This is a genomic window from Methylomonas sp. MgM2 (genome assembly GCF_054172045.1).
This window is the reverse complement of record NZ_JBSYXO010000005.1, coordinates 123,020-147,730: the sequence shown is the minus strand read 5'-3', so window position 1 is coordinate 147,730 and position 24,711 is coordinate 123,020. Positions and strand designations below refer to the sequence as shown.

The 24,711-nt window shown below is 45.5% G+C and carries 14 protein-coding genes; all 14 read left to right on the top strand.

The features are described 5' to 3' along the window. Nucleotides 1-29: 29 nt before the first annotated feature. The 14 genes from ACW73I_RS06080 (at nucleotide 30) to ACW73I_RS06015 (ending at nucleotide 24,426) form a co-directional block, all read left to right on the top strand. Entirely contained in the window at nucleotides 30-3,401 is a 3,372-nt protein-coding gene (locus tag ACW73I_RS06080; protein WP_458028347.1) for a DEAD/DEAH box helicase family protein, read from the top strand. Nucleotides 3,402-3,582: 181 nt separating this feature from the next. Beyond that, nucleotides 3,583-5,271, top strand: coding sequence for a type I restriction-modification system subunit M (locus ACW73I_RS06075; protein WP_458028346.1), 1,689 nt, complete (start codon nucleotides 3,583-3,585; stop codon nucleotides 5,269-5,271). Next, nucleotides 5,268-6,326, top strand: coding sequence for a PDDEXK nuclease domain-containing protein (locus ACW73I_RS06070; protein WP_458028345.1), 1,059 nt, complete (start codon nucleotides 5,268-5,270; stop codon nucleotides 6,324-6,326). Before ACW73I_RS06075 ends, ACW73I_RS06070 begins: the two co-directional genes overlap by 4 nt. Before the next feature lie 60 nt (nucleotides 6,327-6,386). Further along, nucleotides 6,387-7,559 carry a restriction endonuclease subunit S gene (locus ACW73I_RS06065; RefSeq protein WP_458028344.1) on the top strand — a complete coding sequence of 391 codons (1,173 nt, stop codon included), beginning with the start codon at nucleotides 6,387-6,389 and terminating at the stop codon, nucleotides 7,557-7,559. 106 nt (nucleotides 7,560-7,665) lie between these two features. Further along, nucleotides 7,666-7,824 (top strand): hypothetical protein, encoded by a 159-nt coding sequence (locus ACW73I_RS06060; RefSeq protein ID WP_458028343.1) that lies wholly within the window; start codon nucleotides 7,666-7,668, stop codon nucleotides 7,822-7,824. Nucleotides 7,825-7,879: 55 nt separating this feature from the next. Beyond that, nucleotides 7,880-8,056 (top strand): hypothetical protein, encoded by a 177-nt coding sequence (locus ACW73I_RS06055; RefSeq protein WP_458028342.1) that lies wholly within the window; start codon nucleotides 7,880-7,882, stop codon nucleotides 8,054-8,056. Continuing rightward, complete coding sequence (locus ACW73I_RS06050) at nucleotides 8,053-8,235, top strand: hypothetical protein (RefSeq protein ID WP_458028341.1); 183 nt, start codon at nucleotides 8,053-8,055, stop codon at nucleotides 8,233-8,235. The genes ACW73I_RS06055 and ACW73I_RS06050 overlap by 4 nt, the downstream gene beginning before the upstream one ends. A gap of 73 nt (nucleotides 8,236-8,308) precedes the next feature. Beyond that, complete coding sequence (locus ACW73I_RS06045; protein ID WP_458028340.1) at nucleotides 8,309-9,955, top strand: AAA family ATPase; 1,647 nt, start codon at nucleotides 8,309-8,311, stop codon at nucleotides 9,953-9,955. After that, on the top strand, nucleotides 9,955-10,827 hold the full coding sequence (locus ACW73I_RS06040) for a hypothetical protein (protein ID WP_458028339.1): 873 nt from the start codon (nucleotides 9,955-9,957) through the stop codon (nucleotides 10,825-10,827). The genes ACW73I_RS06045 and ACW73I_RS06040 overlap by 1 nt, the downstream gene beginning before the upstream one ends. Before the next feature lie 251 nt (nucleotides 10,828-11,078). Then, nucleotides 11,079-12,734 (top strand): DUF3696 domain-containing protein, encoded by a 1,656-nt coding sequence (locus ACW73I_RS06035; RefSeq protein WP_458028338.1) that lies wholly within the window; start codon nucleotides 11,079-11,081, stop codon nucleotides 12,732-12,734. Then, nucleotides 12,727-13,632, top strand: coding sequence for a hypothetical protein (locus ACW73I_RS06030; protein ID WP_458028337.1), 906 nt, complete (start codon nucleotides 12,727-12,729; stop codon nucleotides 13,630-13,632). The genes ACW73I_RS06035 and ACW73I_RS06030 overlap by 8 nt, the downstream gene beginning before the upstream one ends. A gap of 151 nt (nucleotides 13,633-13,783) precedes the next feature. Continuing rightward, entirely contained in the window at nucleotides 13,784-14,728 is a 945-nt protein-coding gene (locus ACW73I_RS06025) for an ASCH domain-containing protein (RefSeq protein WP_458028336.1), read from the top strand. Nucleotides 14,729-14,800: 72 nt separating this feature from the next. After that, on the top strand, nucleotides 14,801-18,112 hold the full coding sequence (locus tag ACW73I_RS06020; protein ID WP_458028335.1) for an STY4851/ECs_5259 family protein: 3,312 nt from the start codon (nucleotides 14,801-14,803) through the stop codon (nucleotides 18,110-18,112). Between the two features lie 14 nt (nucleotides 18,113-18,126). Beyond that, nucleotides 18,127-24,426 carry a DEAD/DEAH box helicase gene (locus ACW73I_RS06015; protein WP_458028334.1) on the top strand — a complete coding sequence of 2,100 codons (6,300 nt, stop codon included), beginning with the start codon at nucleotides 18,127-18,129 and terminating at the stop codon, nucleotides 24,424-24,426. The last annotated feature ends 285 nt before the right edge of the window (nucleotides 24,427-24,711 follow it).

Here is a 24,711-nt window from a genome sequence, read left to right as displayed (position 1 = left end):
ATAAGGCCGATATGGACAGAATAATCTTTATGAAATCTATCAATTTTGAGTTTCTTCGACCACAAAATGAGGTACTGGCTAATTTAGGCGGCTTGGCTGAAGCTGTGCTGCATATTGATCCAGGTAGTGCTTTGACACGATTGAGAAGTTTCGCCGAAGAACTCACCAAAACGATCTACAAGGAAGAACGTTTACCTCGATTGCCACAGTCGAGTTTTTATGAGCTGATCAAAAATGCGGTGTTTGAAGATTGCGTCAGTAAGTCGCTTATTCATCAGATCAATTTCTTACGTATTCAAGGTAATGACACAGCCCACGGTGCCGAAGGCGAAATTCGTAACGCCCAAATAGCCCTTGGTACGGCCTATCAGCTTGCCATGTATATGGGGATCAAATACTACGGCAAAGCAAAAGACAACATTCAAGCATTTCAGGATGTGCAAGACCCCACAGCTACTCTGAACCAGCTGAAAAAATCGGTTTCCAGTTATGAAAAGGAACTGCAAAAACAGCAAGACGAACTACAGCGCGTCATGGAAGCGCTTGAACGTGAACGCACCAAAAACATTGAACGCTTGGAGGCACCCGCCAAACCAGACCAGCAAAAACGCAAACAACAAAGCCAGCAAGTGGCCGATAGCCTGCAATGGAAGGAAGATAAAACGCGTGCCTTGCTCATCGACGCCATGTTATTGCAAGCCGGTTGGGACATTGAAAATCCCGAGCAGGTTGGACAAGAATTTGAAGTGGCGTATGCCGATAACCAATCGGGCAAAGGTTATGTGGATTATGTGCTTTGGGGTGATAACGGCCAGCCGTTAGCGGTGATCGAAGCGAAAAAATCCGGTCAAACCAACCTGCAAGCTGGGCGAGAACAGGCCCGTCTTTACGCAGATGCCTTTGAGAACATGGGTTACCAGCGTCCGGTCATTTTCTACGGCAATGGTTACGAAACCTTTATCTGGGATGATCACCAGTACAATACCTACCGTCCGATTTATGGCTTCTACAGCAAAGACAGCTTGGACTACCTGATATACCAGCGTCATTATCGCGCTGCCGAACTGGAAAAATTCAATCCTGACCTCCGAATTGCCGATCGCCCCTATCAGATCGAAGCGGTTAAAACGGTTGCCGCGCATTTCCAGAAACAACGCCGCAAAGCATTGATCATTCAAGCAACAGGTACCGGCAAAACCCGAGTGGCGATCGCCTTGGACGAACTCCTGTTACGCACCGGTTGGGCAAAGCGCGTACTCTTCTTATGCGATCGTAAAGAACTACGGACGCAGGCCGACGAGGCTTTTAAACAAAACTTGCCCAGCGAACCACGTTGCGTAATCGGCGAAACCAATCGCATCGATCAAACTGCTCGCGTTTTTATTGCAACCTATCCGGGCATGATGAACCGTTTTACACAGCTCGATGTCGGTTTTTTCGACCTGATTATCGCCGATGAAAGCCATCGCAGTATCTATAACAAATACCGGGATCTGTTCGACTACTTTGATGCCTTACAAGTAGGGCTCACCGCCACGCCGGTCAAGTTCATCAGCCGCAACACCTTTGATATGTTCGACTGTGAAACGACAGATCCTACTTTTGAATTTGGTCTTGATGCGGCCATCAATAACGAGCCGCCCTATTTAGTGCCGTTCCGGGCCAAAGACCTGACCACCGATTTCCTGCGCGAAGGGATTCATTACAACGATCTGACTGAAGAGCAAAAACGCCAACTGGAAGAAGACTTAGGCGAAGAAGAAGCCAGAAACACCACCATCGCCGGCAAAGACATCGGCCGTAAAATTTTTAGTGAAGATACCGACCGTATCATTCTGGAAAACCTCATCAACAACGGCATTAAAGACGAAACAGGGTCTTTGGTCGGTAAAACCATTATTTTTGCCCAACGCCAAGATCATGCCGAGCATCTGGAAAAGCTATTTTGCAAGCTGTATCCGCAATACGGCAGCAAAGTATGCAAAGTGATTCATAATGCGATTCCGCATGTGGACAGCCTGATCAAAGAATTCAAAAAGCCCGACAACGAGTTTCGCATTGCCATATCAGTCGACATGCTCGATACCGGCATCGACGTACCCGAAGTGGTTAATCTGGTGTTTGCCAAATCAATCAAATCTTGGGTGAAATTTTGGCAAATGATAGGTCGGGGTACCCGCTTGCGCACCAATCTGTTTGGACCAGGCAAACATAAAACCGAGTTTTTAATTTTTGATCATTACGGTAACTTCGATTACTTCGAACAAGAATACCAAGAGCCGGAAGACACCGGTGGCAAGTCACTATTGCAAACCACTTTCGAAGCGCGCTTGGAACTCGCCCAGGCGGCACTTAAACAGAACCATGCACAAGCCTTCGATACGGCCATTGAATTGCTGCGCGCCGATATCAACGACCTGCCTGACACCAGCATTGCAGTCAAACGAGAACTGCGGGTGGTGCATCAACTCCAGCAAACCGATGTGTTAAAAACACTGGATGCAAAGACCCAACACCTGCTGACGAATACTATCGCACCCTTAATGGCAGCTCGGGTTTTGCGCGACAAGCACGCCACCGCGCTGGATAAACTGATTGCCAACATCGAACGCTGTTTGGTGGAACAAGCCAGCTGCTTTGATGATGGCCGCGATCAGTTGTTGGCCGAACTCGATCAACTCGCCGTCAACATTCAAGCGGTTCGTCAAAAAGACGCTGTGATTGCCGAGGTGCGTAGTGCCGCATTCTGGCAGCAACCCAGCATCGAGAAACTCGAAACCGCCCGTAAAGAACTGCGCGGCATCATGAAGTACCGGCAATCCGGCGGCGGAGGCGTTTACTCCACGCCAAGCACCAAAACCGGTGATAGCGGCGTTCAGGAATTTGAACGCGACGTCAGAATTGCCGGCGCCAACGAAGCGATGCTCTACCGTCGCCGTTTGAAAGGGATCTTGGATGAAATGATCGCCGCCAACCCGACGTTACAGAAAATACGTAAGGGCGAAGCCATCGCCGAGTCGGAACTGAAATCACTGACATCGACCATACTCACCAGCCATCCGGGCGTCAGTTTAGACGTGCTCAACGAATTTTATGGGCGTACTGCGGATCAATTGCAGCTAACCGTCCGCGAACTGATCGGCCTCGACCCGCAAGCGATAGAAGATCACTTCAAAGGGTTTTTGCACGACCACCCCAAACTCACCGCGCAACAAGTACGGTTTATGAACCTGCTGAAAAACTACATTGCCCAGCATGGTTCCATCGTAGTGGAAAAGCTTTACGAACCACCTTTCGACAGTATCTCGCACGAAGGCATCGATGGGGTATTCAAACCGGATGATGCAAGCGATCTGATTGCAGTGCTGAAACCGTTCTTAAAGCAGGAGGCGCAACCATGACGGACAAGCAAAAATTTCCGGAAAGTTTCTCCGCGATTGCAACAGTTTCGTAGGTCGGGTTAGGCCCTCAGCCGTAACCCGACAATCGGGGTAAAATGTCGGGTTACGGCTTCGCCTAACCACGACCTACAGACTTAGGCTCGATAAATACAAAAAATTATATAAAGACAAATAAGCACACATGCTAACAGGCCAAATAAGAAACGACATCGACAAACTTTGGGAAAAGTTCTGGACCGGTGGCATTACCAACCCTTTAACCGTCATCGAGCAAATCAGCTATCTGATGTTTGCTCGCATGCTGGACATGCAGGAAGACATTGCCGAGCGTAAAGCCGCGCGTACCGGTAAAGACTTCGACCGGTTGTTTCCCAAAACGCCGGAAGGCCAACTGCTGCGCTGGAAGAACTTCAAAAACCTCGGCGGTAAAGAGCTGCACAAACACCTTAAAAACAACGTTTACCCTTACTTCGCCAAGCTTGGCCAACCCTCCGATGACGATGGCGATTCCGTTAACGAAGGTAGCGCACTGGAGGCCTTGGGCCATATTGGCGAATACATGCAGGATGCCGATCTGGAAATTAAAAACGAGTCGGTTTTGGTGTCCGCCATCGAAATGGTCGACGAACTGCCACTCACCCAAAGCGATGTCAAAGGCGATATCTACGAATACCTGCTCAGCAAACTGACCACCGCCGGCATTAACGGCCAGTTCCGCACCCCGCGGCATATCATCGACGCGATGGTCGAGCTGATCGATCCGCAACCAAGCGAAGTGATTTGCGATCCGGCTTGCGGCACTGCCGGGTTTCTAGCGCGGACCATGGAATACTTAAACCGGCAGCATTCCAGCGACGCCGGCACCTTTGAAGACGAAGACGGCAACAAGCATTACACCGGCGACTTGCTGGAGCCTTACCGAAACCATATCAACAAGCACATGTTCTGGGGCTTCGATTTCGATACCACCATGCTGCGTGTCTCCAGCATGAACATGGCCCTGCATGGCGTTAGCGGCGCGAATATCCTTTATCAGGACTCGCTGAACAAATCCATCAAAGAACACTTCCCCAGGCAGGAGGAAAATTTCTTCGATGTGATACTGGCAAATCCGCCGTTCAAAGGCAGTTTGGACGAAACCAATACCAACCCCGATGTGTTGGGGTTGGTTAAAACCAAGAAAACCGAACTGCTGTTCGTCGCCCATATTTTAAGGGCATTGAAACTCGGTGGCCGCGCGGCGGTAATCGTGCCGGATGGCGTGTTGTTTGGCTCCTCCAAAGCCCATCAGCAATTGCGTCAGGAGTTAATCGACAACAACCAGCTCGAAGGCATCGTCAGCCTGCCCAGCGGCGTGTTCAAACCTTATGCGGGGGTCAGCACCGCCATTTTGATATTTACCAAAGGTGGCACCACCGAACGGGTCTGGTTCTACGACCTGCAAGCCGACGGTTATTCCTTAGATGATAAACGGACACCGCTCAAGCCGAAGGCGTTAGAGGGTGACGTGCAGGGACGCACTAATGCCGCGGGCGCAGGAAGAGCAGGAGCGGTCGAAGGTACCCCTTCGCTAGAAGGGGTTAACGATCTGCCGGACGCCATTGCCCAGTGGAAAAAATACCGGGCTTTAATCGAAACAAATGCACCGGTAGCGGAGATTGAAAAAGGCTTTGGAGATAAGACGCGGAAAGCATTTGTCGTCGATGCCAAAGCCATTGCCGCCAATAAATATGATTTATCCATCAATCGCTATAAGGAAGTGGTGTATCAAGAAGAGGAATATGAAGAACCCAAAGTAATATTGAAACGCCTGATGGATTTGGAAACCGATATCATGCAAGACCTCAAGGACCTAGAGGGGATGTTATGAAAAAAAATGATGCCATCATTCAAAGCAAAGATTACCAGCAATGGCTTGCCGAGCTGAAACAAAGCTTTCGGCAACGTCAGCTAAAGGCTGCCGTCGCCGTCAACAGGGAGTTGCTGGAGTTTTACTGGCAGCTGGGTGGTGAAATTCTTGACAAGCAACAAAACAGCCAGTGGGGACAAGGTTTTTTAACCCAATTAAGTCATGATTTGATGAGGGAATTTCCCGACGTCAAAGGTTTTTCCAAGCGTAATCTGGAACAGATTCGCAGGTGGTATCGCTTTTGGTCCGGTGATGTCGAATTTGCGCAGCAGGCTGCTACGCAATTTTTACAAATCCCATGGTGGCATAATGTCATCATCGTCAGTAAAGCACAAAGCCGGGAAGAAGCCCTGTTTTATGTACGCGAAACGCTGGAATTTGCCTGGAGCCGTAATGTCTTGGTGCAGCAGATAGACAGTGGATTATGGCAACGCAAGGGCAAAGCGTTAACCAATTTTTCCAAGACCTTACCCTCAACGCAATCTGATCTGGCACAACAAAGTTTAAAAGACCCTTATGTTTTCGATTTTCTGGCGTTGACCGAAAACCACAATGAACGTGAACTGGAAAAAGGCCTGGTAAAACACATGACCCAGTTTTTACTGGAACTGGGCGCCGGTTTTGCGTATATGGGCCAGCAGGTGCCCATCGCCGTCGGTGATAAAGACTTCTATCTGGATCTTTTGTTCTACCACACGCAATTGCACTGTTATGTGGTGATCGAGCTCAAGGCCACCGATTTTGCCCCGGAATACGCCGGCAAGCTCAATTTTTACATTAACGCGGTCGACAGCCAGTTAAAAAGCGCAAGCGACCAACCCACCGTAGGCTTGTTACTCTGCCGCACTAAAGACAAACTGATTGCAGAATATGCCTTAAGAGGCATCAACACACCCATAGGCGTATCGGAATATCAACTGACTCAAGCATTGCCGGACGACCTGAAAGCCAGCCTGCCCAGTATTGAAATGATCGAGGCAGAATTGGCGGGGGAGCTAGGAGAGAATGATGAATGAAGTATTATTGATCGGGTTTAGTGAGGTTTTGGTTGTGGTGAGCATGTTGGAGGGGGTGTTGTGAGTTGGCCGAAAATACCCGCTAAAGACTTGATGCTTAAACGAGGAGGTTCTATTAACCCTGCGAAGTTTCCTGAAGAAACATTCGAGCTCCTCAGTATTCCTGCATGTGATAAAGAGCAACCGGAAATACTTAATGGTAATGAAATAGGCTCTTCAAAAAGCTGTGTTCAGCCTGATGATGTACTGCTTTCAAAAATTGTTCCTCATATCAGAAGATGCTGGATTGTGCCGTCACCTTCTGGCGATTACAGGCAAATTGGTTCTGGGGAATGGATTATTTTCAGAAGTGACAAAATTTATTCACCTTATTTAAAACACTTTTTGACTTCGGATGTTTTTCATAAGCAATTTATGAATACGACAGCTGGAGTTGGAGGGTCTTTAGTGCGAGCACGTCCAGCCGAAGTGGAGCGCATAGAAATCCCCCTCCCACCGCTACCCGAACAAAAACGCATCGCCGCCATCCTCGACAAAGCCGATGCCATCCGCCGCAAACGCCAGCAAGCCATCCAACTTGCCGACGAATTCCTCCGCGCCGTGTTTCTGGATATGTTCGGCGATCCGGTGACGAATCCGAAGGGGTGGGGTGAATATGTTCTCAAGGATATTGCTGAAATTCGTTCAGGTGTTACCAAAGGAAAAAAGATAGATCTATCGTCTGCCGTGACACTACCCTATATGCGGGTGGCAAATGTCCAAGATGGATATTTGGATTTGAGCGATGTCCAGGATATTACTGTGTCTCCGACTGATGCTGAAAAATGCAAACTTATTGAAGGGGACATCCTGCTAACCGAAGGTGGCGACCCAGATAAATTAGGACGTGGCTATGTTTGGCACGGTGAAATAAAAAATTGCATTCATCAGAATCATATTTTTTCTGTTCGCATTTATGACCAAAATAAAATTGATCCATTGTTCTTAAGTGCTTTAATTGGATCACAAAGAGGCAAACAATACTTTCTGAAAGTTGGCAAGCAAACAACCGGCATTGCGACGATTAACAAAACCGTATTGAGCGAATTTGTGCCGTTTGTACCACCTTATAAACAGCAATTGAAATACATAGAAGCATTAAAAAAGATTCGGGCTGTAAAACAGCAGTACGAATCAGCAGAAACCGGACTATTTGAATCTCTCAGCCAAAAAGCCTTCTCAGGTGAACTCTAATGGCAGTCGCGTAGGTCGGGTTAGGCATAGCCGTAACCCGACAATTTACGGCTCCGATGCGTCGGGTTACGCTGCGCTAACCCGACCTACGGTTAATCGAGAGTCTATGAACAATACCTCTCTGCGAGAGCGTTTGGGCTTTGAGGAAAAAAACAGCGCAATGATCAGCAGAATCATCAAACAAGCTTCGGACGTAGGACTAATTCGCCCTTATGACCCGGATGCCGGAACCAAGGCAATGCGTTATGTTCCGTTTTGGGCTTAGCATTTTGCTTGACTGGTGCTTGATGATCGGGCTCGCTGAAAATAGGTTGAAATGTATGGAATCGCGTAGTTTGCGCAACTTGCTCACTCAGTTCAGTTATGCCGTCGATCGTTGCGCCTGTTTTATGAATACCCGTGACGAAACCACGTTGATCTTTGAACAGCAAGGTGAGCAACGCAATGTCATCCACGACCCTTTCTATCAACATCTTTTAAACAAGGCCGGCTTATGAAACTTGCCAAAAATCCACCGTCACAAGAACGCCAGGATGTTCAAATGGTATTGAATCAGGCCATTGCCGCTACCTTGAAAAGAAAATGTCGCTTCGGCCAATATTCCGTGTTCTGGGAGGACGATAAGGTCGTTTACCGAGGCGACGATACCCCACAACCAACGCAAAAACACGATTAGCCACTTACCTATTTTCCAATACAGGCAATGGCCGATTTAAAGCGTATTGAATCAGTATAGAAACGTTGTAACGATGAAAATCACCAAAATATCACTCACCAACTTTCGCTCTTTTAAATCTACACAGTCTATTGAGCTGGCCCCGGTTACGCTGTTATTTGGTCCAAACAGCGTGGGCAAAAGCTCGGTTTTAATGGCATTGGCTTATGTGCAGCAAATATTGCGGAAAGGCCACTGTAACCCCCAAAAGCTTGAAGCCTTGGGCAATAAGACGATTGGTGGGTTTCGCTCTCTTGTTTACGGGCAGGATACTACTCAGTCCATAAAGATTCGCTTGTATTTTGAAGCTGGCAATACCCTTTTCGATAACTATGCCGCGGATGCCATAGCTATGTCTGAAGTCATGGGCGTTGGTGCCGAGGTTGTCCTTATGACAGATTTTGGTGGGAGTATTGAAACCGGTGCGGTGGAATTAGAAATTAGCTGGTCAAACCAACATAAAAAAGCCTTTGTGAAAAATTATCGTGTTTGGATCAATGGACGCTATATCGGTTGTGTGACGTCGAATGAGGATCAAAAAAATACCGTGATCAAGGAGTTGAATACTAAGCATCCTTTGTTGCTTCCTGTCGATAACGACTATTGGATGGAAACGCATTACGTGCCGGAGGATGAGCGCGAGCCATTTGATCCTGAAGAACCTCTCACGGAATTTGAATTGAGGCTAAACCAGCTGAATCCAAATCCAATAAATACGGCAGCTATAGCAGATATTGAGAGTGCTGAGGACGAGTTTGTTAATTGTGTAGCTCCTATCAGCTTAGTTTGTCAACAGGGTGCCATTCCAATGCTTGGTACCCCAGTTATGACGAATCTTGGCGGCCAAGACTTTGATGATTCCGGCGATTATCTTAATTTTCTTGTTATTCGGGAGGCATTAAGTCAGGCGTTTGTATTGCCCCTCGACAAGCTATTGGAGAGTATTGAGAAAAGTATTTTGATCGGGCCATTGCGTGTTGTGCCGGATAATGAATATGTGCCGAATCCGCATCCGGAACAGGCTGATTGGGTGGACGGTTCGGCTGCTTGGGATTTTTTGCATAAAGATCCAAACAGTGATGATTCAGTAAAAAAGCTACTTCGTAACACCAGTAATTGGTTTTACTCCAAAGATAAACTCGATTCCGGATACGAGATTATCAATCGTTCTTTGAATGACTCACTTAATTTGCAAGATAATCCAAATTCGGCAATGCTTGGGTTAATCAATAAGCGCCATGTGTTTTTCAGAGAGTTGCGAACGGATATTTACCTGTTCGCAAACCAATTGGGCACGGGTATCTCGCAAGTATTGCCGATTGTCGTCGCATCAAACTATGACCCCTTGGGATTGATTTGTATTGAGCAACCCGAGCTTCATCTTCATCCTCGATTTCAGGTTGAGTTGGCCGATCTGTTTTTAGCATCGCGAGATAAACATAGTTTTCTCATAGAAACTCACAGCGAACATATTGTACTGCGGTTGTTACGCAGAATTCGGGAATCGGATAAGTCGAAAGCGGATAAAAATCCAATTAGTCCTGATGATATTAGCGTTGTTTATCTATCGCCATCACAAGATGGTACGATTGCTGAACGGTTAGCAGTGACCGCAGATGGTGATTTTGAACACGATTGGCCACACGGTTTTTTCAATGAACGCGATGCGGAGTTGTTTTAATGTACAAGGAGGTGGCATTTGATCCAGCTTGTATGGCTAACATGGAATATTACGGACTAGTCAGGCAACATTTTGGGTTTGAAAAAGGTCGTTATATAGCAGCGGATGTTAGGAGTTGGGCACGTGAGGCAATGAGGTATGTAAAAGACTCAGACCTTCAGCCTATTAAACAGCAATCTATAAAGAATTATCTGAACAAATTAGGGCGAGCAAAATACCATGAGGAATTTATGCTCGCGGAAGATCGGAAAGGTATAAAAATTGAAGAATGGAGTTCATGGTGGCAAGAACAAAGGAAACTTAGAGAATTCTCGATCACTATTTCAGAATCAGCGAACGATGGTTGCGTTAATGTTGACCAAATTAATACTGGTTGCGAGGAATGGGAAATTCCACCCTCTATTTCCGTGAGCCGAACCGCGCATGATATTGTGAATGTGTTACTTCCTCTCGCCTTGATCAGCGAGGAAATCACCATCATTGACCAACACTTTAGACTTGTTGGCAACCCTGTTCTCGTTGAAATATTTAACAGGATAACGAATTCTTCTATTCGGAAACTAAGGATCGTAACAGCAATGGACACAGCGAATGCGGAAGGCGCTTATGAAAATAACTATCGCCCGTTAAATGTTTGTTCAATCTCCTTTGAATGGATAAAAGCGCCGGAAAAGTTTTTCCATGATCGATATTTTATTACCAATGTTGGAGCGCTTCGCTCGGGACATGGATTTATGGCTGAGGTTGAGAAAGGCACTCACGCTGATAAGGCCAATCTAAACATTATTAGTCGAGAAGAAGCACTTAGAACATTAAGGGACTTAGAGGAATTGCTTAATAATGGTAAGGCTTCACAAATATTAACGATTTGAGTCATGGCTGGCTAATTCGGAATATCAAAAAGATGACGTCCGTTTTCTGAAAATTGGATCACTTTTAAATAAAAAGAATCTGCAAAAAAGGTTGAAAGATATGGAGGTAAGTATGCAAACAGTTAGAGGCGATTCAGTCTTTAAATTTTCTTCCAGGCTCACTGTCTTTTTAACTCGAAGTTCATTGAAGCAGCCAGATAAGCGACATCTTATAAAGATCACGGCAGTGATGAAAAAAATAAAGGAAACCAATGCTTGAACAAATAACGGATCGACTCGAAGAATATTTCAACAACTCGAAACAAGAATTCTCTTTTGGCGTACAGAATTTTCAAGGGATACGCGAATACACCCAAATACCGCTCGCTCCTCTGACTTTGCTTTATGGTCAGAATTCTGCAGGGAAAAGCACTATACACGATATTCAAGAATTCATCGTTGGTTTTTTTAGTGACGAGTGGGATGCCAAAACCACCGCAGAATACCTAGCTCGCTGGGCTAATCACTTTAGATATTCTAAACCACTGACCAAGGGTTATATAGGCAAGCCTGAAGATGTGATCATCAGCATCAGCTCTGCAACCGGTGAGCTCGATTATTTTGACTGGGAAGGGGAATATCATCAAAATCAGGACTTTATAACCGATGGATTAGCGAATACTGTTTTTGCCTTAGGGGGTGATTTAAATAATACCATTCCATTTCGAGTTAACTTTCATTTTTCAGACAGTTCAGGCAATTCGCATTGGAAGATTAGGTATTTCTCATTGCATTTGGGTGATGATTTATGTCTAGACTTAGACTTTGAAACTTCTGTTTTGCGAATCAATCGCTCGCATTTGGTTTATTCGCTCATCGATAACGTTTTTTGTGAAGCGGATACCTTTATAAAAAAACACATGGATGAAGAATCAAGCGATGCAGATTTTCTGGTGTTTGCCAATATTGATAACAATAGCGCATTGCAATGGAAAAAGCCGATTAGTTGGTTGGAAGCTGATAACAGTAGCAAGAGACCGACGGCCGAAGTGCTTGAGCTTCGAACGTTCTTAATCAGTTTATTGATCATTCCGACAAAAGGCATTGCGCGGGGTTTTGAGTTTACCTCAGTAGAGCCATTACGCCCGATTCCAACCAAACAAAGCGCCGTTTTTCGCTGCAAATTAACCCCTTATTCAAAATCGCATGGTTGGAATGCACTTGCTGAACAGGTATGCATGAAATTAATCAATCAAAGCTATCCCGTCGAACAGGCTAGAAAAAATGAAATAGCGTTTTCAGATTTGGAGACAATCAATCGCATACTCTCGCATCCGATGTTTTTGAATATGGATTATGAATTAACCGGCGAATGTGCATTTATTTCGCCGATCAGTGCGTTTAATTGTGGAAATAAATCGAACGAAAAGATGCGTGATTTATTATGTAGCCTAGAAGCCGAAGTACATTTAAAGCTACGGCATAAATTGCATGGCTCAATCGTAGAAATCGAAGATGTTGGAGTGGGTGTATCGCAAATCATCCCGGTGTTGATGTCGATTGTTCAAAGCGATCATGTATTCATCCAGCAACCGGAACTGCATTTACACCCGAAATTGCAAGCGCAGATGGCGGATGCTTTTATTGAGCGAGTCAACGACTACATGTGTGCTAATTTTGTTGTCGAATCGCATAGCGAACATTTCCTGTTGCGGCTATTGCGCCGGATTCGGGAAACCCATAACAGCGACATCCGACATAAATTATTTGGCCTATCAGCCGATCAGGTTAGTGTGCTTTATGTCGATAAATTAGAGGATGGATCAAGCAAGATATTTCCTTTAAGGATTTCGCCTGACGGCGAATTCATCGATCGTTGGCCGCATGGGTTCTTCTCCGAGCGCGACGGAGAGCTATTTGATGAATGAAGAGTTTTTGGTTGAGCCGACAGGCTTTAAAAGTGCTCTTGAACTCAAATACTTGCTGGAAAAATTTGGTTTTTACCAAGGGCGATTCATTGGGCAATTTCCAAAATCGTGGCGCAAGGAGGTGTTCGAGCGAATGAGTTCGTTGCCTGATGTTGAACAAAAGCGAATACGCAGTCTGATGGAACAACATAAGAATTGCGTCGTTCCTTCGGGCCAGGAATTTCTACCCAATTTATCGTGGCTTGAAAACGCGCATCAACAGATAGAACAGAATCATTTCGATGGCATTATCGCCTCTGCAAGCAACACCTGGAAGTATCCAACGGTTGACGATATAGAATTAGATTATTTACGCGGCGGACACGATATCCGAGTCTTGGCATCTTGCGCTAACTACACCAAATATACCCGGCGGCTGCTGCAATTAAGTCATGAAGTCGTTCTGGTCGACCCGTATTTGCAACTTTACAGTGACCGTTGTGCGCAGGTATTGAAAAACATTCTAACACTCGCCCAGCAAGGTAAATGTCGATCATTGGTGATATGGGCCAGACATGAAAAAGCCAGCATGAAAACCAAGCAGGCCTACGGCCAGATGTTAAAAAACAGCTACCTGGACATGCTATTGCCTGGTTCATCGCTTACCGTGAAACTGGTGAATGACGATAACTCCAGTGAAAAAATGCATGCAAGGCTGATGCTATCGACGCTGGGTGGTTTCCGGTTTGATCATGGATTTTCAGAGTTCGAAGACGATAGGTATGTTGATATCGCGATTCTGAGTAAATCCGTGCATAACCAACATTGCCGTTGGTACTTGGATCCAAATTCCGTTTGTGACTTTGACATTGTAGAGGAGCACTCGATAGAAAACCGAGCAGTCAAAGTCGGTGTATAAGTAATTTTATTTTTTAGTAAATAAACTTATTTAGCTTATGTTTTTAAAACTGCCGTAAAAAGCATATTACATTTTAAATCAAAGGATTAAGTTGTTTGGCATGGTTTCTGTTTATAGCTAAACAACTTTATCAACCACAAGGAGACGTTTCATGGCGAAAACCATTTCTGACCAAGTCCGCCAACGCATTATCGAGATCGCAGCTCAACATGGTTTTGTTGTCCAGTTGAAGGACGGCGTACTGGATCAGTATGTGAAAAATCTGATGTTTTATTCCAAATCGCTGAATCAGACGGTTTATATCCGTAAAGACAGAGCCGTTGGCGATGGCGGTGTTCCGGCCTATTTTCATGTTGCGGTGCATCCGAATTTTTTCAACAAAGCCTGGGTGTCTGTGCCGGAAGGCATCGAAGAGTTGATCAACCGGCAAAAGAAAAAGAATCTGCATTCCAGCAGCAATTATCAAAAGTTTCCGGTTTACCCGGAAAACGACGAGCCCTGCGGCATGTGCTTCAAGGTGGTTGGTTACGAAGCGCTGGGAAAATTGTTCCAGCAAATGGCGGCTGGAAACAAAAAGCACCATCCGTCTTCGGAGCCAATCGCCCCCGTAAGCTCGCAGACGGAAACTGCCTCTGTCTTGGATGATAAGCCGGTTTATGCCAAAGAAACGACGGTAGTTGCCGAGCCAAGAAAACAAATCGATAAGGTGCCGACCAAAGGCTTGGTAATTAAAAGCCCCTACATTGACCGAATTCTCGCTGGCACTAAAACATGGGAAATGCGCTCCAGCGCCACCAGCGTGAGAGGACCAATTGCCTTGATTAAACAAGGCAGCGGCCAAGTGATTGGCGTTGCCAATTTGGTGGATGTCAAAGGGCCGTTAAACAAGCAAGACAAGCTGAAGACCATCGATAAACATCAGATTTCGATAGATCGACTGGAGTCTGGTGAAACCGATAAATGGGATACCGCCTGGGTATTGGAAGACGCTCAGCCGTTGATTACACCCATCCATTATCAGCATCCGAATGGCGCCGTGATTTGGGTTAACCTCGACCCCAAAGTTCAGGAAAAATTGGCATTGGTAATCCAATAAATCATACGACTTTCAATTTTATTTAATGATTACCGATGCTTGATCGGAGCTACATAAAATAGGTAGAACTATATGGAAGTGAGTATTCAAAAAGTTAAAAATGAGTCGGTCTTTGCATTTTCTTCCTGGCTCACTGCCTTTTTAACGCGAAGGTCGTTGAAACAGCCCGATCAGCGACCGCTGTATGAATATCACGTCAGTAATGAGGAGTACGGCAATTTAAAGCACTTGCTATCGGAACTGGGCAACATGACTAACTTCACCTCCGATAAGAGTGCAAATGCTTGTTTCACGTTGTTTTGTGCGGAGTGGTATCGACGTGAATACCAGCGTGATTGCGGTTGGAGTTGGGAGCCGATTTGGTCGGTGTTAGGCTTCTCTCTGTCACCAGTTGAGCTGAGCCGGGTTGTTCCCAAAGGCCTTGAGAGTTTCTGGGGACGACCGATCCGGTATTATGAATCGGATAGGCGAAATTTCCTGGGATCGCTTTTTAGTGAAGGCGGTTTGCCATTTCGTCTTCTTAAGCAATCCGACAGTCGCTTTCAAACGGTATTCGGAAAGATCCTAAAACAATACGAAAATGCCGAGCTTTTGGGACAAACCACACGGCAGCTTGTGACTGGTCTGATTGAACAATCTGGGCTCCCTCAGGTTTTTTCGGAAGACACTTCGGTAGATTTAATTGCGCAAATGGCGGATGAGTTAGTCGCTATTGTTCATTTATACGGATTGGATACAAAAGATGAGCCAGTAAATGAGCTCGATGCTACGAGTCCAAATTGGCGTGAACGCTTCCCGATCCCTCTTGATGAAGAAACGGGTAGTGAATTTCTTAATGGTCTACTCCAATCAGCTTCAAAAGAAACGCGTACGCGACGAGGCACTGACAGGCAGTGGAATTGCACACACTTTTTTTCTGACCAAAACAATGATGCCCTTCAATCAGACATAAGCTTCCCCAAAGAAGTCACTTTCAATCTGGATGGTGAGCCGCTTTCATGCCGCTTAGAACTTGCAATTTTTGAAGCAGAAAGACAGCTAGTCAGCTTAGGCGTGGGTTACGCAGTCTTAGATGATAAGAGAGCTAGAGTCCGCTTGAAACATAAGCTTGTTAGATGTAAGCGGCAGTCCCCTAGTGATGGGCTGACTCTCGTTGCGTTATACGGAGGCTCCAAGCTGGCGGAAATACCCATTCAAAATTCAGCCGTCGCGGTTGGTGAAGTGCCGTTTGGCTTTGAATTTGTTGATGAGCATTGGCAACTCTGCGGGCAAGCTAGCTTCAAAACTAAATGTGCCGACATATTGCTTTTGTTACCCAATGGCTCGAAATTGGAAGTTGATGACGGCATTTGTAACGAGCGCGAACAGTGTCTTGGCTGTCATACCGTTAATGTACAAGGCACCTGTGTTGTCATGGTGTTGGGCGAGGAAAGGTTTCGAATTCGGATAGGTGATTCAGCCTCGGCAAATCTTGCTCTTGATTTGAAAGGCAATCTTTTGAAATGGCCTTGCGTGCCAAGTCTAACATTCTTAGGCGTGCCTACCGTGGAATGGATCAATTCTGATCCGGAACTCAGTACCAAAGGGGCACATATCTATCTTTCTGGGCAACAGGTTGATACATGCTCGCTGCAACAGCAACTGGGCCGCCATTATTTGTCGGTTCGAAATAATGATAACGAAACACTACTGCGAAAACGTATTGGCCTGCTTCCGACTGATTTTAAAATTGAGCTAAAAAGTGGTAAGCAGTCCAATCAAGGAAGTATTCTTTTTTATTCAAACAGTAATTGTCTTTATCAACTGGAAAATTCTCAAGTTAAAGCACGGCGGGTGCGTCGTGATGACCATACCGAATTGTCTTTAGAAGTAGAAGGAATTCCGCCCGCCCATGTAAAGGTATTGGTCACTGCAAATCTCGAAAGTGATCCAATCTGCATTGAGCTGCCGTTTCCCGGTTCGGGTTATCTGGCGTTCGATAAAGATGAACAGCCTTTGCCAAAATCATTGCCCGTTTCGGATCTTTTAGGAGCTCGTGTTTATTTGTTTGGACGAGCCGGGCAATCGGTAACGAACTATCGGATAGAATTAAGTTTAAAAGGCAGTACAGCCACACATGCTTTTTATACATGGCGAGCACAGGTTCGTGACAAACCAGTTGAAGTGAATCTTTTTAACCTGAAAGACCAGATAGAGGGCTTACTTTCCCTGCAAACCGGTATTGACCTGCCTGTTGAGCTGACGATCGATAACAAGATCGTTTGTCGAATTGGGAGGTACGCTGTTGGGATGCAGCTAGATCCCGGTTACCGTACATTGGTTTCAATGGCTAACATCAGCAAAGTACCCAAACCTATGATGATGCTGTTGAGTGAGCCGGAGCGTCATCCTATCGAGTTACGTTCTCGAATGAGCCAAGGCGTTGCTACAGGTGAGTTTGAATTGCCGGCGATTACTGATAAAGCAGGTCCTTGGCTGATCGTTCCGGAAAAAACTTCATCTGTGACATTTCGACCGGTATTCATAACCGGAAATTTAGAACCGCTTGAGCAAGTTAGTGAGATACGCAATTTGCAGAGAGCGGTTTTGACATTCGACCCGACATCCCCTTTGAATTCATTCGATCCAGTCTTGAATGCAATGGCGTTGAATCCAGCGCATAGCAGTTGGCAATTTTTAAAGAATTTATACGACAATTACGGTTACTTACCACTGTCCACTTTTGAAGTTTGGCGAGCCTTGGTAAGAATTCCTGCTGCTCTAGCGATGGCGATGTTTAAGTTTGAAATGTCCGTCGACTTTATATCTCGCATTGAAACGGAGTTCCCTTTTATATGGGAGTTGTTTCCAATTGTAGAGATAAGAAATGCGGCGGAAAGACTAAAGCATGACTTATTGCAAAAAGGCATCAGAGAGGAATTTTTACCCCAGCTTATCAAGAAAATGTACGAACGCTTCAGTGAGGCTGTTCCGTCGTTCAACGGTAATATAAGCAAGTGGCTAAATGATGGATGTATTCCACAAGAGGCGCAAATGCCGGAAGCTGTGATGCAACATGCTATTTGGACTTGGTATCAGGAGTTGATCCGGACTAGAAGCGATGATAGTTGGCCAAAGTTTGGCGGTACTCGTTTGAAACGCTGGTGTTTATCTGAACAAGAAAGTCCAATTTCATTCGAACCTGAGTGGGAGTTCCGCAATGCAGTTGTTTATCTACCTGTATTTGCCGCAGCTGTAGCGGCGGGGAAAATTAAATTTGACGATGTTTTTGTTAATTCGACAGATGCAGTATTTTTTTTAAGACAAGTAAGAGATTTCGATACCCAGTGGTTTTATGACGTGTATCAGTATTCTCTGCTTCGCTATACCGCAAATAATCAATAAGGAACCGGATTTCCATGACGAAATATTTTTCTTCTCTTGTCGAGCAGTCTTTATCGCGCTCAACCGAAGCAACACTAGGCGTTTTGGGGATTACTAATCCTGCATTGCGTGAGCACTTAACCGGTTTAATGAAGTCTGAATGCGGAAAAGAAGGGTCTTTTCTAGCACCACCGATTTTTGAACAAATGTTTGGTTGGCAAGAATCAGACATTACGATGCATGATTTAGCATTCAAAAAGGGACTTTTAAGCAAGAAAGTGGTTGAGTCACTTGATGGCAAGCAAAACGGACGTTACCGTTTCGGTGCAAACTGGCACCCTTTTACGCACCAGCTCGCGAGTTGGAAATCGCTGCTTGAAAATAAACATTCAGTTGTTGTGACAAGCGGTACCGGCTCTGGGAAAACAGAATGCTTTATGGTTCCGGTACTGGAAGATCTCTACCGGGAATATAACGACAACGGCAGCAAGCCATTGATTGGTGTTCGTGCATTATTTCTCTATCCGCTCAATGCCCTGATCAACTCGCAAAGAGAGCGCTTAAATGCCTGGACTCAGTCCTTTGATAAAGGAATTCGTTATTGCCTTTACAACGGTAAAACCGAAGAGCTTCGCGCTAAAGTCCGCAGTGAGCAGGCCCTAAAGCCAAATGAGATCTTATCTCGTGAACTGATGCGCGAAGAGCCGGCGCCTATCCTCGTCACCAACGGCACGATGCTGGAATATATGCTCGTGCGCCAGATTGATACCCCGATCTTACAACAGTCCCGGAAAGAGCAGTCTCTTCGCTGGATAGTATTGGACGAAGCTCATACCTATGCAGGCTCACAGGCAGCGGAATTAGCCTTGCAATTACGTCGAGTGATGCACGCCTTTGGGGTGAGCCCCAAGCAGATACGCTTTGTGGCGACTTCCGCGACCATTGCGGGCGAGGATACTGAACAACAGTTGAAGAAGTTTCTTTCGGATTTGTCCGGAGTATCCATAGATCAAATCGATGTTTTGGGAGGAAATCGGGTTATTCCGAGTCTGCCAAATAGCAGAAATATTCCTGTCAAACTAGATGATTTGGAAGCGATACAGCTTACGAATACCAAGGCGCCTCATATTCATCCCGAGCGTTACCAAATGCTGACTCATTCGCCGGAAGCGAGATTGCTTAGGGACATTTTAGTGACTACGCCTAAGCCACTAAAGCAGACCGAAATCGTCGATCAGTTTAATCGCCGAATAGGAGGACATAGCCTTTCTCAATCCGAGCTTTTGCGTTGGCTGGATATTTGTACAGGCACCCAACCATCCGAAGATGAGCCCGCATTCTTGAAGCTAAGAGCTCATTTTTTTCAGCGTACTATTCAAGGACTTTGGTCGTGTTTCAATAAAGATTGTGAGGCAAAAAAGAACACGCCTTTACAAGAAAACTGGCCTTTCGGCTATGTCTATGTAAGCCAGCGCCAAACCTGTAGCTGTGGTAGCCCTGTATTTGAAGTGGGCTTCTGTAATGAATGCAACGAACCGCATTTATTGGCAAGGGACAAACGGGGCAAATTGGTGCAATGGAACGAATCGGGGGGAGATGAGTTTTCGTTGTTGAGCGAGGTTGATAGCGATGACGCAACGCCACCCGAACGGGAGTCTTCTCAGCGTTCCGCAAAAAGCCCGCTTATTTTATCTGCTACCCCTAACGTTGATCTAGGGTTTATTCCTGTAGAACTGGATAGATACAGTGCTGAATTCTACGTTAAATCAGGTGAGACAGTGCGTCTTGGCCTGAATGATGGTGATGTGATTTGCAGTAAAGTTGGCTGTGAATATGCGGGTAGCAAGGGAGCTTTGCCTTTTCGGCGATCTTTATTGGGCTCCCCCTTCTATGTGGCGAATGCGGTACCCACCGTCTTGGAATATTGCCCTGATTTCAAAAACGAAGATGGGCAACAAGGACATGGACCACAATCACTGCCCGGCCGTGGCCGCAGATTGATTACCTTTACCGACAGTCGGCAGGGAACTGCGCGTATGGCTGTGAGCATGCAGCAAGAAGCGGAACGAAATCGTGTGCGTGGGCTTATCGTAGAAGTACTTTCATCTCACCAAAGGACTCAGTCAAATCAATCCACGCCTGCCGAGGGAGTCACTGCACAAGATTTGTTGGATCAAGCCAAAAATCTTAGGGCTATGGGAATGGTGGCGATGGCCAATGATCTCGAAGAGAAGGCGAGAGCCATGGCATCAGGTGCTTCAACAACATTGGCCGAACTCACATGGAGTGAGCTGACCAATGAACTTAGGCAAAAGAATGACATTAAAACATCGATGCTGCTCTATAACCAATACCATAAACCGGAAATTTTTAAGCAAAATGATGGGCCATTAAAATTAGCCGAAATGCTGTTGTTTCGCGAGTTTAGGCGTAGACCTAAATTAAAAAACAGTCTGGAAACTCAAGGCTTAGTTAAGATCGGTTATGCAGGTCTAAAAGATATAAGTTCTGTTCCAGATTATTGGGAAAAGAGCGAGCTCTCTCTAACGGACTGGAAAGATTTCTTAAAAGTTGCGCTCGACTTTTATGTCAGAGAAGGTAGCTTTATCCAACTTGAGGAAGATTGGCGTTTATGGATTGGTACTCGCTTTGCGCCTAAGGTGCTGAGAACCCCTGTTTCCGAAGAAGCCGACGATAATTATGTAAAGCGATGGCCAAATATTCGTAATGGAAATTACAGCCAGCGATTGATCAAAATGCTGATGTTGGCTGCCAACCTGGATCCAGCTAAAAAGGACGATATTGACCGGGTAAATCTTTGGTTACGGAAAGCCTGGTTGCAATTGACCGAGAACAATCGGGTATTAAAGTCCGATGGGAATCGATTCTATCTGGCAAGAGAACAAATGACGTTTTCGTTAATCGATAAAGCGTTTGTTTGCCCGGTCACCAATAAATTGTTGGATACCGCTTTTAAAGGTTTAACCCCTTACTTGCCCACCCATATCAAGTTCAATCGTTTGACTGAAGAAGAGTGTAATCGCTTTAAGGTTACAGAGGTCATGTTGCCAGAAGTTTGGGAGTTTGATCATTCGCAGGAAGATTATGTCCTCGGACTGGAGAATGTCAGAAAGTTGGTTGGTAGCAACGAGGCGATTAGACATCTACGGTCGCAAAATTTGTGGACGAATCTTAACGATAGAGCCATCGAAGGCGGGTTTTACTATCGCACTGCCGAGCACTCTGCACAGCAGTCTTCGGAACGATTGGAAAACTACGAAGAAATGTTCAAAGAAGGTCAAATTAACGTACTCAATTGTTCCACCACCATGGAAATGGGTGTAGATATCGGGGGCATTGCTGCAGTTGTAATGAATAACGTGCCTCCGCACCCGGCTAACTATTTGCAACGTGCAGGACGGGCCGGACGTGGTAAGGAAGCAAGAGCACTCGCATATACCCTGTGTAAAGGCAATCCTCATGATCAACAGGTTTTTGCAAATCCATCTTGGCCTTTTGAAACTGTCATACCAGCACCTGCAGTTGCGCTTAATTCCGCTAGATTAGTTCAAAGGCACGTCAATTCGCTGATGTTGGCGAATTTTTTATGCCAAGAGATTGGTATAACAAAAACCGAAAGGACTCGGCTCGATACACAATGGTTTTTTAATGACGAGCATGGAGAATCCCTTTGCGATCGTTTTATTGGCTGGCTAGGAAAAGCAACATTAGATTTAGACCCTGCTGTAAACAATTTGGCTACAGGCACAGCGTTACAAGGTCTCTCGTCATTCCAGTTGCGCACTGAGACTGTTGCGAAGATCAAACAGCTTCAGTCGCGCTGGTTAGAGGATTACCGTTATCTTGTCGCCGAAGAAAGCAACGCAAAACCTGACAGTCCCTACTTAATGCGCATTCGAATAGAAAAACGTCGTCATTCAGAAGAATATCTTTTGCGGGATTTGGCTGCACGCACATTCTTGCCTGGCTATGGTTTTCCTACTGATGTTGTGAATTTCGATAATTTCACGATTGAAGATTATATTCGGGAGAAGGAGTCTCAAAAAACTTCTAAGAAAGACCGTGATGATAATGTTTCCAGATATAAAGGCTTGCCATCGCGCAACCTTGCAATCGCCATTCGCGAATATGCACCGGGAGCTGAAGTTGTTTTGGATGGTAGAGTGTTTCGTTCGGCTGGTGTTTCGCTGCATTGGCATAATCTCCATAGTGACGCTAATGAATCTCAGAAATTTGATATCGCATGGCGATGTGACAGCTGTGGTGCGCTTGGCTACGATGAAGGTGTTGTTAGAAATTCGGAACTGCTTTGTTCGAATAGCGACTGTAGAAAACCGATAAAGGCTGACAATATTAAAAAGGTTATGCAGCCGGCAGGCTTTGTGACGGATGCCTGTGAAAGCGTATCCAATAATATCGAGCATCAAAAGTTTATACCCGTCGAGCCATCTTGGGTCTTCGTTGATGCGAGGAAAGTATCACTTCCAAATCCTGTGCTTGGCTATATGGCCTATGGTGTCAATGGGAAAGTCTTCCATCACAGTTCTGGGGAGTTTGGTCATGGTTACGCCCTGTGCTTATCCTGCGGAAGAGCAGAGTCTATGGTTACAGCTAAAGATTATCCTTCCACATTATCGCCATCAGGCGGCCATTTTCCTCCTCGCCCGAGTAAGGAAGACAAAGATAGCCAAAATAGACGTTTACCATGTCCAGGTTCGGCGAGCCTAGTTTCAAATGTCGTTTTGGGGGCCTACGCTTACACCGATGTTTTTGAACTAATTCTCCGGCACCCGGTGTCGGGAGAGTTTCTCGCCGATGGTTCGGAAGAAGCCAAGTCAATAGCGATAACTTTAGCCGTTGCATTACGCGCTGCGCTTTCCGGCATTCTTGGTATTTCTTCGGCCGAACTAGGTTACGCAACTCGTCCTGCGCGGTTAGAAAACGGGGCAGCCATTCAAGTGATTCAACTGTACGACACGATAAGTGGCGGAGCAGGATTCGCTTCTAGTGCGCCGATTCATATCGAAACATTGCTAGTGAAAATGGTTAAACAGTTGGAGTGTAGTCACTGTGAAACGGCATGTAGCGAATGTTTACTGGATTCTCAAACGCGCCATGACCATGATTCACTGGATCGTAAATTAGCTTTAGAATGGCTTGGAGCTAACTTTGCAAATTATGTAGAACTACCTGAAGAGGAGCGGTTGATTACGGGCGCCAAATACTGTCCTGGCTCAATTGAAGAAGTATTACGTAGGCATATTAATGAAGGCGCTGAGCGTCTTACACTTTGGCTTAAGGGAAATGAACATGAATGGGATCTGCTTGCGCCGGCGTTTCGGAAAGCAATTCACAATTATCTTTTACAAGACGATGTGAAGGTTGATTTGGTTCTAGGGATTGATCCGCAAGATCCGGACCTGCAACATGATCTCTACCGCTTGTCCGCTGTTGGAGCACGTTTTTTCAAAAGCGCAGTCGGTGACGAAAATCCTATTGTCGCACAAGTCGTAAAAGGCGAAGCCGTCTACACAATTGCTTCTAAGCTTTCAGATGCGGTGTTTCCAGGCCCTTCATGGCATCAACGAGGGGAAATCGTTGTTGAAACACTAGCAAATGTTTCAACCGAAGTAACAGAGCTTGATGCATCTCGCTGGATGGAGAAAACCGAAACGTCGGTTTTCGATATTGAAATCTGCTCGGAACTTAACGGTGATCTAAACAATTTTGGCTCCAAATTTTGGGAGCTAATCATCAGGCAACATGAAGAGTTAAGTACCTTATGGGAGAGTGGTGAGGTCACAGAAGTTATTTATTCTGATCGATATATCCAGAATCCTGCCGCTGTATCGCTTTTGACTGCCTTGTTTAAGCCCGTTTTTGAAAAGAACCCAAATATTAATCACTTTACGGTGAATACGTTGTTCAAGACGCGAGACCGAAACGGAAACCGGGCTCATCATGACTGGGCAAAAAGAGATGAATTTGAAACCTTTGCTCAAAAATGGATCGGTAAAAAGCTAAATACCAAGGTGATGCTAAATATCTTCGATAGCAATAAAGATATTCCGCATCATAGGAAACTAATTGTTAAGTTCGACTCAGGCAAGGCGATAAAAATCCGCTTCGACCAGGGGGTCGCTTACTGGAATATACGATTTGCAAAAGCTGCCGAGAGTTACTTTGACTTTGATGATAGCGTAGATTATCAATTGGTTTCCATGTCCGAATCGTGCAAAAGAGCGCAGGCGATAAACGGCGAACGATGGGCAACAGATGTGCTTGTGGAGGTATTAAACCTCAAGTTGTTTTAATCGAACATTTAAAATGTGGTAGCGTCTGCTATGTCTAGTAGAAAATGATCAGTATCCTGCTTCAAGTCAGCAACATTACTAACGTCAATATGGATTAAAGCAACCGATTGCTTGATCGGGGTAATAAGACTGAAAATTGAAATTTATCTCTTTCAACAACTGAAGGATCGAATGCAGAAATCATTTTGATGATTTTTTACGGCGCTCTTCCTGCGATGCATAGGGGCCGTTAAAAGGTAAATGCTTTATTAACAGGTGACATGGGCTCAGAAACCCAATGTTCGT

What these genes read in the sequence shown, in the direction of transcription:
- ACW73I_RS06050 (WP_458028341.1), top strand. Translation starts at nt 8,053, where the DNA reads ATGAAACTTGCCAAAAATCCACCGTCACAAGAACGCCAGGATGTTCAA.
- ACW73I_RS06025 (WP_458028336.1), top strand. Translation starts at nt 13,784, where the DNA reads ATGGCGAAAACCATTTCTGACCAAGTCCGCCAACGCATTATCGAGATC.
- ACW73I_RS06060 (WP_458028343.1), top strand. Translation starts at nt 7,666, where the DNA reads ATGAACAATACCTCTCTGCGAGAGCGTTTGGGCTTTGAGGAAAAAAAC.
- ACW73I_RS06035 (WP_458028338.1), top strand. Translation starts at nt 11,079, where the DNA reads ATGCTTGAACAAATAACGGATCGACTCGAAGAATATTTCAACAACTCG.
- ACW73I_RS06075 (WP_458028346.1), top strand. Translation starts at nt 3,583, where the DNA reads ATGCTAACAGGCCAAATAAGAAACGACATCGACAAACTTTGGGAAAAG.
- ACW73I_RS06070 (WP_458028345.1), top strand. Translation starts at nt 5,268, where the DNA reads ATGAAAAAAAATGATGCCATCATTCAAAGCAAAGATTACCAGCAATGG.
- ACW73I_RS06080 (WP_458028347.1), top strand. Translation starts at nt 30, where the DNA reads ATGAAATCTATCAATTTTGAGTTTCTTCGACCACAAAATGAGGTACTG.
- ACW73I_RS06045 (WP_458028340.1), top strand. Translation starts at nt 8,309, where the DNA reads ATGAAAATCACCAAAATATCACTCACCAACTTTCGCTCTTTTAAATCT.
- ACW73I_RS06030 (WP_458028337.1), top strand. Translation starts at nt 12,727, where the DNA reads ATGAATGAAGAGTTTTTGGTTGAGCCGACAGGCTTTAAAAGTGCTCTT.
- ACW73I_RS06040 (WP_458028339.1), top strand. Translation starts at nt 9,955, where the DNA reads ATGTACAAGGAGGTGGCATTTGATCCAGCTTGTATGGCTAACATGGAA.
- ACW73I_RS06015 (WP_458028334.1), top strand. Translation starts at nt 18,127, where the DNA reads ATGACGAAATATTTTTCTTCTCTTGTCGAGCAGTCTTTATCGCGCTCA.
- ACW73I_RS06020 (WP_458028335.1), top strand. Translation starts at nt 14,801, where the DNA reads ATGGAAGTGAGTATTCAAAAAGTTAAAAATGAGTCGGTCTTTGCATTT.
- ACW73I_RS06055 (WP_458028342.1), top strand. Translation starts at nt 7,880, where the DNA reads ATGGAATCGCGTAGTTTGCGCAACTTGCTCACTCAGTTCAGTTATGCC.